The following is an 11,512-nucleotide window of genomic DNA, read 5'->3' on the forward strand; positions in this document are numbered from 1 at the left end:
TTTTCCTTCCGAATGGGAGAAGTTTACGCAGTGATCAGCGCAACGCCACGGTTTTTGAAGCCGAGCGTGACATCGGCGTAGGGCGAAAAGCCACGATCGACGGCATGGTCGACGATGAACAAGGACCCGACATCGGTTTCCACCTCGTATTCGATATGATCGCCGAGATAGGCCGAATGCAACACGCGCCCCTTGATGCCCGTCCCGTTGTGGGCGTCCAGCGTGATTGCGCCCGGCCGTATGGCGAGCTTGGCTGCGCCTGGCTTTGCGTTGCGTCCCTGCAGGCGGTGTTCGAGACCGCCGACTCGCACGATCGTCTGTTCGCCGTCGGTACCGACAATCTCGCAGGCAACGACATTCGCCTCGCCCATGAAATCGGCGATGAAGGGCGAGGCCGGGGCTTCGTAAAGCTGACGCGGCGTACCGGATTGACTGATCTCTCCATCCTTCATCACGATGATCCGGTCGGACACGGCGAGTGCCTCATCCTGGTCATGCGTGACATAGACGGCGGTGAAGCCGAGCCGCTGCTGCAGTTCGCGGATGTCGGTCCTGACCTTGCGACGCAGCCGCGCATCGAGATTGGAGAGCGGCTCGTCGAGGAGCAGCACCTGCGGTTCAAGAACCAGCGCGCGGGCAACCGCCACGCGTTGCTGCTGACCGCCGGAAAGCTCGGCTGGCAGGCGCTCGCCCATGCCGGCAAGGCCGACGAGCTTCAGGCCGTCATCCGCTTTCGCTCGTGCTTGCCTCTTGCTCAGGCCGGAGGACTCAAGACCGTAGGCGACGTTGTCGAGCGCGCTCATGTGCGGAAAGAGCGCGTAGGACTGGAAGACCATCGAGACGTCGCGGGCATTGGCCGGCAGCATCGTCACGTCCTTGCCGCCGATCAGGATGCGGCCCGAGGTCGGGTGTTCGAGGCCGGCGAGCAAGCGCAGCGTCGTGGTTTTGCCACAGCCCGAGGGGCCTAGCAGGGTGACCAGCGTGCCGGGCTCGATGGTGAGCGACAGATCGGGAATGGCGGTGAAGGTGCCGAAGCTCTTGCGGATGTTCTCGAAAACGACGGAGCCGGGTTTGACGATGGTCATGCGGTTTTCTCCTGACCGACAGAAATGGGTGAAGCTTGGGAGAGGCGGCGCAGCCGCCGCTCGCCGACGAGAAACTGGAAGCCGGTGATGACGGTGATCATCACGACGATCAGCATGGAGGAATAGGCGATCGCCACGCCGTATTCGCCGTTCTCGACGAGGCCGACGATGTAGGACGTCGCCATGTTGTACTCGGCGCTGACGAGGAAGATGACGGCGCTGATCGAGGTAATTGCGCGTACGAAGGAATAGACGAGCGCGGCGTTGATGGCTGGCCGCAGCAGCGGCAGGATGACCTTGCGGATCGTTCGCAAGCTGCCCGCCCTGAGCGTCAGCGACGCCTCGTCCAGGCTCTTGTCGAGCTGGCTCATGGCGGCAATCCCGCCGCGCACACCCACCGGCATGTTGCGGAAGACGAAGCAGGCGACGAGGATCAGGGCCGAGCCCGTCATCTCCACCGGCGGCAGATTGAAGGCCATGATGTAGCTGACGCCGATGACGGTGCCGGGAATGGCGAAGCTCATCATCAGCGCAAACTCGAAGACATTGCGGCCGGCGAATTTCTGGCGGACGATGATATAGGCGGTGAGCAGGCCGACGATCGCCGTCAGCGGCGCCGAGATCAGCGCGATCTCCATCGTCGTCCAAAAGGAGTTCCAGGCAACCCCCGTCCAGGCGATCCCACCATTCTCGAAGCCGACGGAGAAGGCACGGGCGTAATGGCCGAGCGTCAGTGAATTGTCGAGGCCCCAGGTTTTGACGAAGCCGCCGACAAGGATCATACCGTAGACGACCAGAGTGAAGACCACCCACGGAATCACAACCGCATGCACGCCGATCGACAGCCCGCGTGGCAGGGCGAGATGGGCACCGCTGTCTCCCTTGCCGGTGACGGTCGCGAAGTTCTTTCCAGAGAGCCAGAAACGCTGCGCCAGGAAGGCCGAGAGCGTGAAGCAGAGGAGCACGATGGCGAGCACCGCCGCCCGGGCGGGATCGTTCTGTGAGCCGACCACGGCGAAAAAGATCTCGGTTGAAAGCACGCCGTGACTGCCGCCAAGCACCAGCGGGTTACCGAAGTCGGCCATGCTCTCGATGAAGCCGATGAGGAAGGCATTGGCCAGGCCCGGCTTCATCAGCGGCAGCGAGACGCGGCACAAGGTGCGCCAACGATCGGCCCGTAGCGTCTGCGAGGCCTCCTCCATCGACGGGCTGACACCCTCGACCACTCCGATCAGAACCAGGAAGGAAATCGGCGTGAAGGAGAGGACCTGAGCAATCCAGATGCCGGTCAGCCCATAGAGCCACCGGCCCGGCTCGACGCCGAACAGCCTCGACAATGCCTCGGTCACCACGCCGGCGCGGCCGAAAAGCAGTGTCAACGCCAAGCCAATGACGAAGGGCGGCGTGATGATCGGCAGGACCGTTAGCAGCCTCAGACCCTTCTTAAACGGAAAGCGGGTCCTCGTGGCGACGAGCGCGAAGGCGAGACCGAGCAAGGTCGAGCCGAGCGCGGTCATGTTCGCCAGGAACAAGGTGCGCCACGCCACCCCGCAAACCTCGCCTCCAAGGATACAGCCTAGGCTCCAGATCCCCGGATCCCGCAGGTTCCTAACAAAGCCATCCGGATTGAATGAACCGTCGAATTCCTGCAGAGCGCCGACGAACATGCTGCCGATCGGGTAGAAGACAAACACCGCGACAAGGAAGACGAGGGTCGAAATCGATGCCACGATGAAGGCATCCCCCTTCATCGCGCCGCGTTCCGCGAGCCCGAAGGCAAACAGCAGGACGAAGACCAGCGCCATCAAGGCCGCCCCTGCTCCCATGGATGGCTGGCCCTCCGAAAGCGCGCCGAACAGGATTTCGCTGATCGTCCAGGTCCAGCCGGCAAAGCCGATTGCCAGTCCCTGGGCGGCGAGGAACACGAGGCCCAGCCCGCCCACGGCGGCCAGAGCCAGGCCACGCTGGATCGGGTGGCGCATGCCGCGAGCAAGGCAGGCGACGGCGAACAACAGCAAGACGCCGACAAGCCAGGTCCTGCCATGGGTGAAAATCTGCAGCAATCCAGGTGCCGTCTCCGCACCTGAAGGAAATTCGGCAAGCCAGCCGAAACCGAAAAAGCCGCCCTCTATCCTGTACCAGGGGGCGAGCGTCAGCGCCGCGGCCCCCAAAGCAAGGACGATGTCCAGTCTGCGATTGCCATTCATCATGGCGAACCTCGCTCTCGTCACGTAGGAATTGTCAGAGGAGCCGAACATCCGGGCTTGTCGCCCGGATGCGGCACGCCGAGTTCGGCTTAGTTGGCGACAGCGCCGATCTGGCGATCCCAGCGCGCTAGCAACTCCTTGCGCTTGGCTGGATCACCATAGGTCTTGAAGTCGTAGTCGATCAGCTTGATGCTCTCGAACTTCGGGGCCTGTTTCGGGACTTCCGCGGTCTTGTTGGACGGCAGTTGGAAGGAGTTCGCATCCTTCATGCGCGACTGGACTTCCGGCGACAGCGCCCAGTCATACCAGACCTTGGCATTGTCTAGGTTTCGCGCACCCTTGATGATCGACATGGAGCCTATCTCGTAGCCGGTGCCTTCGCAGGGGGCTATGGGCTTTACGGGGAAGCCCTCGGCCGCTTGCGATACCGCATCATGCATGAAGACGATGCCGAGACCGGTCTCGCCGCGGGCGGCCGCCTTCACCGGCGCCGAACCGGACTTCGTGTACTGCGAGACGTTGGCATTCAGCTTCTTGAGGTAGTCGAAGGCCTGGTCCTCGCCCATGATCTGCACGAGCGAAGCGAGCGCGGTGTAGGCGGTGCCCGAGGAGTTCGGATTGGCAATCTGAATCTCGCCCCTGAGTTCCGGGAGAAGCAGATCCGCCCAGCAGGCCGGCTCCTTATAGCCCTTGGCCATGAAGATGTCGGTGTTGTAGCCCCAGCCGAGCGCGCCGGCATAAACACCAACCGTACGGTAGCCCGAGCTTTCTGCCTGTTTCTTCGCCCAGTCATGCAATTGATCGAGGGCCGGCGACTTGTATTCGAGCGTCAGATTTTCGGACGCTGCCTGCATTTGCGGATCGCCCGTGCCGCCCCACCAGACGTCGGTCTTCGGGTTGCGTGCCTCGGCCCGGACCTTGGCATAGGTCTCGCCGGAAGACAGTCGGACCATGTTCACCTTGATGTCGTGGGTTTTCTCGAAATCGCCTTGCAGCATCTCGCACATAACGACGTCGGCCGAGCAGATGAGGTTGAGTTCGCCCGCCGCTCGGGCTTCGAGGCCACCGAGCGCCGTGGCGGCAAAAAGCAGGATCGAGAGGGATTTCAGTCGCATGGCTATCCTCCTGTTGCGTTGCGTCTGAGGGTATTCCGGTCGCGCGCCGTGCCCATCACGAGCAAGACGTCGGCCATCGGCGCCGCGAGGTCGCGGTCCGTTTCGGGAAGCGTTCGTTTGCGTTAGAGTTTGTTTGCCGACGTCAGTTGGCGGCGAGGATCTCTGTGTCGAAGCGCCTCAACAGCCGACTTCGCTCCTCCGGCGATCCGAATGTCGCGAAATCATAATCCACGATCTTGATCATCGAGATGTCGGGCGCCGCGGCTGGCAGCGCGGCCTGGGCGTTGGACGGCACCTGATACTGTCCGGCTGCAACACCCGTCGCTTGGCCTTCGGGACTGAGGGCAAAGTCGACAAAACGCCGGGCCATCTCCAGGTTGCGTGCGCCCTTGAGGATGCTCACAGCCCCGATTTCGTAGCCGGTGCCCTCGCACGGCGCGACGATGACGAGAGACGAACCCGATTGCTTTTGCGTCACTGCGTCGTGCATGAAGGAAATCCCGATCAGCGTTTCGCCGCGAGCGGCAGCCTTGACCGGCGCCGAGCCCGATTTGGTGTATTCCACAATGTTGCGGTCGAGATCGCCCATGAAGCGGAAGGCTTCGTCCTCGCCGAAGAGCTGCACGAGGGTCGCGAGCATCGTGAACGCCGTTCCGGACGAGTTCGGGTTACCAGCTTGAATGCGGCCGCGATAGGCGCTGCTGGTCAGATCCTTCCAGCATGTCGGCGCCGGCACCTCGTAGCGCGCGAGACGCTCGGAGTTATAGGCAAATCCCAGCGCGCCGGCATAGATCCCCGCGGATCGGCCGCCGGACAGGGCAAGGAAGTTCTGCGCCCAGGGCAGCAAATCGCGCTCGTGGTATGAACGATATGGCTGGAGCAGGTCTTCGGAGCCGGCCTGAAGATGGGCGTCGCCGGGGCCCCCCCACCAGACATCGACCGTCGGATATCGGCGTTCGCCACGAACCTGATCAAGGATTTCACCGCTGCTCTTGCGCGTCATCACGACGTCAGTGCCGCTATTGGCCCGGAAGGCCGCAGCCATCAGCGCGCACCAGCTCTCATCGACGCCGCAAAGGACATTGAGCGTCGCGCCCGCCATGCTGATGCCTGATGATCCGAGCCAAAGGCCAAGCCCCAGGCCAAGTGCGGTGATTGTCCTCACCTTCGCCTCCCTCATCGGAACCTCCCCGTTCCAATCGCTGAAACCAGCATCGTCAGATCTGGCCGCCACTGCAATCGGAGAATGGTTACCGTTATGTCAGCGCAGGACCGCAACCGTTTCACGCATTACAAAAATTGCAAATGTGACAATCACCCATAACCAGCGAGGCTTTGAACATTTGCCGTGGCACGCCTATGATGACCGCGGGAGGACTGCACAGTGTTGACGGAGAAGGTGAGGATTCTGATCGTCGAGGACGATACGGACATGGCGGAGCTTATCTCCGACCTGGTCGAAGCCGAGGGCTGGCTCCCGGTGAGCGCTCCATCAGCGGAGCATGCGTCCAAAATCCTGGCGCGGGAAACGGTCCACCTCGTGCTGATCGACCATAACTTGCCGGGAACATCCGGACGCGCCTTTGCCCAGCGGCTGCGCGCCCAGACCAACATCGGGATCATAATGGTCACGGCCGCCGGAAGCGCGACGGATCGCGTGCTAGGGCTGGAGACGGCCGCAGACGATTACGTCGTCAAGCCCTTCGAGCCGATCGAACTGACGGCGCGCATAAAGGCGGTGCTGCGTCGTACCGTTCCGTCGCTGCGGCCGGAAAAGGAGAGCGAACGCGACCAGCCAGCCGCGTCGCTCCGCCTCGGCGACTGGGCGGTCGATCTCAAGGCGCGCAGTGCCGTCTGCCTCGCCGATCGCAGCCGGACACTAACGGCCGCCGAATTCGCACTGCTCGAAATTCTCGCCGAGCAGCCCAACACTCCCGTCAGCCGCGCCCAGATACTCGATCGCCTTGGCGCCGAAAGCGAGCGTTATATTGACCGCAACGTCGACGTACTGGTGCTGCGCCTGAGGCGCAAGATCGAGCGCAACCCCGACCTGCCGCGCCACATCCAGACACGCCGCGGTAAGGGCTATGTTCTGCACACCGACGAAGTCGAGCCGATTTCGTGATCAGCCGGCCGTTCCTTTCCTCCATCGCTTTCCGTCTGCCGTTTGCGATCGTCTTCATCTGCTTTCTGGTTTTCAGCCTGGCCGTCATCGCCATCTACGGATTGCAGAAAGCCCGCAATGAGATGGCGGCCTATGGCACGCATGCTTTCACGAGCCTCGCCAAGGCGTCACTCGTGTCCAGGCACGTCTCGGACCTCGTCGCCAGTGCCCCCTTGCTGATGAATGCGACCTCGCCCTATCGCGTGGCGAGTGAAAGCCGCGCAGTCGTCTCGCAGGTCGACAACCTGCTGAGGACGATCAGACCGCAGGCGGACGCAGCCATCGTGGCAAATTTCCCCATCGAAGAAATGCTGGACCTGCTCGACGATGTCCGCGCCCGAACACTCGTGCTGGCGGGCGATGCCGAATCCGCCCAGCAGCACAAGGCCGCAGCCGCGGCGGCGATCGGCGAGATCGCGACCAGCCAAACGGTGGCGAATGCCGCCCTGCGCCAGAGGCTGAATGCCATCGTCCAGTCCGCATCGAATTCGGACAGTCTCTTCCAACTCGGAGAATTGCGCCGGCGCTACGTCGCCGAGACCACGCTCAACACCATTCCAACGGCGGAGCTTGCCCCCTATGAGCGTGTCTTCGAGGCCCAGACGAGATACCTCCTCGAGATGTTCGCGGTTAGAGGCTCGGTCACGCGTCTGCATTCGGCGTCGCGCCATCTCTCGCATGCGACGGAGGCGCAAAGCGACGCCATCGCCCGCAGCCTCAACGAAGACCTTGCCTCCGCCTCCGAGGCGCTCAGCCGCCTGCTGCTCACGGTCGCCGCCGCCTCGCTCCTCGTCCTGCTGATGGCGATCGTGTCGATACGCTCGGTAATGCGGGTCTCCGGCGGTATCGTCGCCTTGTCGAACGGCATGAACGACCTCGCAAGGGGCGAGAGCGATGTCCGGCCACCCGTTTACGCCGGCAGCGAGACGGAACTCGTGCGGCTGCTTCAGGCATTCAAGGCCTTCAAGGACAGCGTCGACCGCGTCTCCCGTTTACGGCGCACCGCCGAAGCTGCGGCACGGACCATTCGTTCCACCTTTCGCAACATGAATGAAGGTATCGCCCTGTTCGACGCGACCGGGCGGCCGATCACCATGAACCGCCGCGTCATCGAACTGGTCGGGCAATCAGGTGCGGCGCGAAGGCTGCCCTTGAGACGGTTCGTCGAAGGCGTGCCGGAGGTCGACCCCTCGCTTCTGCCTTGCGGCGGCGAAGCAGGAACGCTTGCCGATCGCATGGTGCTGCGCCACCGCTCCGAGGCTCGCCGCGTCGTCGAAATTTCGCTATCGCGCCAGCCGGATGGCGGCATCGTGCTGCTTGCCCGCGACGTGACGGACATGGATCGTCAGGAGGCGGACGCGGCAAAGGCGCAGCGTCTCGACGGTATCATGCGCATGACGCATCAGGTGAGCCACGAGGTCGGCAATATGATCGGGATCATCACCGGCAGTCTCGGTCTTCTGGAGCGGGAGACGGGCTACAACGAACGCCAGAAGAGGCATATCGCCCGCATCCGCAAGGCGGCCGATCGCGGCCGGGCGCTTGCGTCCAGCATGCTGTCCGTCGGCAGCCAGCATCCGCTCAACCCCACGCCGGTGGATGTGGCGGGCGTTCTTCGCGGCATGGCCGACGTCCTGGAAATTGCAGTTGGGCCGAAATGCAAAATCAGCCTTGCATTGGATTTCAGCCTTCCGGCAGTGTCGCTCGACGCTGCCCTGTTCGAGCAGTCCATTCTCAACCTTTGCCTCAATGCCGCCGCCGCCATGCCCAACGGAGGGGTCATCACCATCAAGGCGACATCTGCCCCGGGCGCAGTCTCGGTCGCGGTTTCAGACACGGGCATCGGCATGGCGCCCGAGGCCGTCGACAAAGCCTTCGAGCCCTATTTCACCACGCGCGGCGAGGAAGGCGGAGCAGGCCTCGGGCTCGCCATCGTCTACGGTTTCATCCGGCAAAGCGGCGGTGAGGCTCGGATCGAATCCAGAATAGGCGCCGGCACGACCGTTACCCTGGAGCTCGCGACCGAATAATGACGGCTTGCGTTAACGGCGCACCTTCCGCAAGCAGAGTTTGCCTCTGTGCCGATCCGAAACCGATGTCGCCCGGAAAAAAATGTCTACCACGTAAAAATCGGGCAGCGAACGAGGCTCGCCAGGCAGCCCATCTGCCGAACATAGGATCGACAAAAGTTCCGGTGGCATGGGAACGGACATGCGGTCCTTAAGACAGACCCTTGATCGAATTCCTCGAATCCGCGGCCGCCGCCGCTCATCCGCAGAAGGCGCCGGCGAGCTTGCGGCCGAGCGCCCGGGCGGGAGAAGCCGCCGGCATGCTGTCGGCTGCGGCGAGGCGCGGTGCCGCGCCCGCCTCGAGCCGGAAGCGGGCGATCAGCCGGGCGAGGTTCGCCGCCTCGTCCGCGAGCCGGTTCGTCGCCGCCGTCGATTCCTCGACCATCGCCGCGTTCTGCTGCGTCACCTGGTCCATCTGGTTGACCGCCGTCGAGACCTCCGACAAGCCGATCGACTGCTCGCGGGCGGCGGTCGCGATCGAATGGACGAGCTCGTTGACCTTGACCACATGCCTTTCGATTAGGGTAAGCGCCGCGCCGGTCGCCGTCACCAGCTTCACTCCGGCCTCGACCTCGGTGCCCGAGCGCGAGATCAGGGTCTTGATGTCCTTGGCCGCATTGGCGGAGCGCTGCGCCAACTCGCGCACCTCTTGCGCCACGACGGCGAAGCCCTTGCCGGCCTCGCCGGCCCGTGCCGCCTCGACGCCGGCATTGAGCGCCAAGAGGTTCGTCTGGAAGGCGATCTCGTCGATGACGTTGATGATCTGGCCGATCTCGCCGGAGGCCGCTTCGATCCTGCCCATGGCCGAGACCGCATCCTTGACGACAGCGCTCGACTGCTCGGTGCTCTTGCGGGCCTCGTCGACCATGTGGCTGGCCTCCGTGGCCCGCTCCGTCGAGCCCTTGACCGCGGCCGTGATTTCCTCCAGCGCCGAGGAGGTCTCTTCGAGCGAGGCGGCCTGCTGCTCGGTGCGCTTCGAGAGGTCGCCCGAGGCAATCCGCATCTCGCCGGCGCCGCCGTTGATCGTGTCGATCGCCCCGCGGACCTCGCCGAGCACGGAGCGCAGGTTCGCCATCGTCTGATTGACATTGGACTGAAGCTCGCCGAAGGCGCCCTGGAACTCGCCGCGCATGGTTTCCGTAAGGTTACCCTCCGCCAATGCCGAGATCACCCGGCGGGTCTCGGCAACGCCGCGGTCGACGGAAGTAACCAGTTCGTTCACCTGGGTGGCGAAGCGGTCGAGATCGGCATTGTCATAGGTCTTGGGCCAGCCGCAGCGGGGTCTTCTCGCCAAAGCCGGCGCCGGTGGCGGCGCCCACCTCAAGCTCCATCAGGCGCTCGGCGGCGAAGCCGATCATCTCGCGCAGGAGATCGCAATCCGGGGTCTTCTCCACGAGCGCGCGCAGGTTCATCATGTCGTCGGTCATCGATGGTTCCTTCGAATCAGGTTGGTGTCAGCAACCCGACCCTACCGGGGAACATCGATGACCACCGCTACGCCGCTCGCTCGCTACGGCGCTGTCGAGGGCGCGCTCGCGAGCGGCTTCGCTACCGCCCAGCTACACCACTGGTGGTGACGCGACCCCGGACATCACGACATCCTTTTACAAGGCGAGTCGGACAAGAACTTGAGGTCCCAGAGTTGCCCAGAAGGGACTTAAAGGCGCTGCTCTCGGACTCTCAAAGGGGTCATCGCGGTAGCGACGGCTACCGGTGCTCGCCCCCGCGAACCGTTACAGCGTCAGACCGCCGCTGGGCTGCTGAAGACAGCGGGCTTGATCGACGTCGACGTTCTCTAAATCTCGCTAGCCGCTCGGGCGGGTCGACGAATATCACCAGCAAAAACGCCGCGGCCATGAATATGTACGCCGGAATACCCGTTTTGGCGCTCGCAAGAAAAGCAATCCAGATCGCAACCGCCATATACACGCCGATCGTGAAGGGGCTCGAAATTGCGCGCCAAGCGGTTTCTAAAACGCGTTGTTTCCATCCGGTGTTTGATGCCATAGCGGAAGACCCGATAGACCCGAGTTGATCGACAGCCGTCGTTCGCGGCCTTGCTCCTGACGGTATCTGGAACAAGCAGCAACACTCGCAATGGGCGCAGGACCTTTGCCCCTGGGAGTCGGACTAAGGTCCTATGGATGTGAGTTGGCAGACTGATTTAGAAACCAACTCAACACATGAGCGTTGACCCGGCACCTGGCGCAAGGAGACTGAACATGAAAATCGCGACCATGTTAGCCGCCGCCGGCATAGCATTGACCGCCTGTGCGGGGACCGCACTGGCCGATCCTTGGAAAGATGAGAGCGGTCATGGCCGCTGGCGTTGGCGCGGCTATTATGACGAACCCCGATACGAGCGGAGAGCCTACAAGGAAGAGTATCGTCGCGGCCGCTGCAAGATCGAGCGCAAGTGGGACGACGACGGGTACAAGGAAGAAATCAAGTGCAAAGGCCGCGCGCGGCCGATCTACGGTTATTACCACTATTAAGCCGTGCCGCAGAGTACTTGGAAAAGAGAGCGGTATCCTCTGCCCCCTCGGAGAGATGCTGCTCTATTTTGGCGACGTCAGTAGCGGTCACACCCCAGGGGCCGGCGTCACTAATTTTTGCCTGCAATCTGATTTATGCGACCCTTCAAGCTCCCAGACCCGGGAAGCAGCTCGCGAGCTGATCCTTACGGGTCGCTGGGAGACGTGACGCCCGCCTTTACCCAACTGCCAAACCACCCCCGTGCCTACTACCAGGCTGACGATCGACGGCGCGTGAAGGCGCTCAACCCCACCTGAAATCCGCACCTGCTCACGGCCGTGCTCTGATTGTGAACGAGCAATCCGGAACCAATCTCCGGTCCACGAGTTCTTTGCGC

7 protein-coding genes and 2 pseudogenes are annotated in these 11,512 nt (G+C 63.0%); 3 read left to right on the forward strand and 6 right to left on the reverse strand.

Annotated elements, in window-relative coordinates; translation table 11 throughout:
- Window positions 1-23: 23 nt before the first annotated feature.
- The 4 genes from CO664_RS14585 to CO664_RS14600 all read right to left on the reverse strand — a co-directional run bounded on the left by CO664_RS14585 (window position 24) and on the right by CO664_RS14600 (window position 5,587).
- On the reverse strand, window positions 24-1,085 hold the full coding sequence (locus CO664_RS14585) for an ABC transporter ATP-binding protein (RefSeq protein ID WP_097539155.1): 1,062 nt from the start codon (window positions 1,083-1,085) through the stop codon (window positions 24-26).
- Window positions 1,082-3,295: an iron ABC transporter permease gene (locus tag CO664_RS14590; protein WP_097539156.1), complete on the reverse strand. Its 2,214-nt coding sequence runs from the start codon at window positions 3,293-3,295 to the stop codon at window positions 1,082-1,084. The genes CO664_RS14585 and CO664_RS14590 overlap by 4 nt, the downstream gene beginning before the upstream one ends.
- Before the next feature lie 86 nt (window positions 3,296-3,381).
- Window positions 3,382-4,407 carry an ABC transporter substrate-binding protein gene (locus tag CO664_RS14595; RefSeq protein WP_097539157.1) on the reverse strand — a complete coding sequence of 342 codons (1,026 nt, stop codon included), beginning with the start codon at window positions 4,405-4,407 and terminating at the stop codon, window positions 3,382-3,384.
- A 142-nt stretch (window positions 4,408-4,549) separates the two neighbouring features.
- Entirely contained in the window at window positions 4,550-5,587 is a 1,038-nt protein-coding gene (locus CO664_RS14600) for an ABC transporter substrate-binding protein (RefSeq protein WP_176536581.1), read from the reverse strand.
- A gap of 204 nt (window positions 5,588-5,791) precedes the next feature.
- Here CO664_RS14600 and CO664_RS14605 point away from each other — a divergent pair, with 204 nt between their 5' ends.
- Window positions 5,792-6,532, forward strand: a complete 741-nt coding sequence (locus CO664_RS14605) for a response regulator transcription factor (protein ID WP_097539158.1) — start codon at window positions 5,792-5,794, stop codon at window positions 6,530-6,532.
- On the forward strand, window positions 6,529-8,601 hold the full coding sequence (locus tag CO664_RS14610) for an ATP-binding protein (RefSeq protein ID WP_097539159.1): 2,073 nt from the start codon (window positions 6,529-6,531) through the stop codon (window positions 8,599-8,601). The genes CO664_RS14605 and CO664_RS14610 overlap by 4 nt, the downstream gene beginning before the upstream one ends.
- Before the next feature lie 238 nt (window positions 8,602-8,839).
- Here the strand turns inward: CO664_RS14610 and CO664_RS14615 are convergent.
- Window positions 8,840-9,904: pseudogene (locus tag CO664_RS14615) on the reverse strand (methyl-accepting chemotaxis protein); the annotation flags it as partial.
- Window positions 9,903-10,067, reverse strand: a pseudogene (locus tag CO664_RS14620) (IS256 family transposase); the annotation flags it as partial. The pseudogenes CO664_RS14620 and CO664_RS14615, both read right to left, overlap by 2 nt.
- Window positions 10,068-10,862: 795 nt before the next feature.
- On the opposite strand from CO664_RS14620, the gene CO664_RS14630 reads away from it, so the two are divergent.
- Window positions 10,863-11,135, forward strand: a complete 273-nt coding sequence (locus CO664_RS14630; RefSeq protein WP_037418625.1) for a hypothetical protein — start codon at window positions 10,863-10,865, stop codon at window positions 11,133-11,135.
- Window positions 11,136-11,512 lie beyond the last annotated feature (377 nt).

Origin of the sequence: Sinorhizobium sp. NG07B (assembly GCF_002532005.1) — a bacterium.
Taxonomy (GTDB): domain Bacteria; phylum Pseudomonadota; class Alphaproteobacteria; order Rhizobiales; family Rhizobiaceae; genus Sinorhizobium; species Sinorhizobium fredii_C.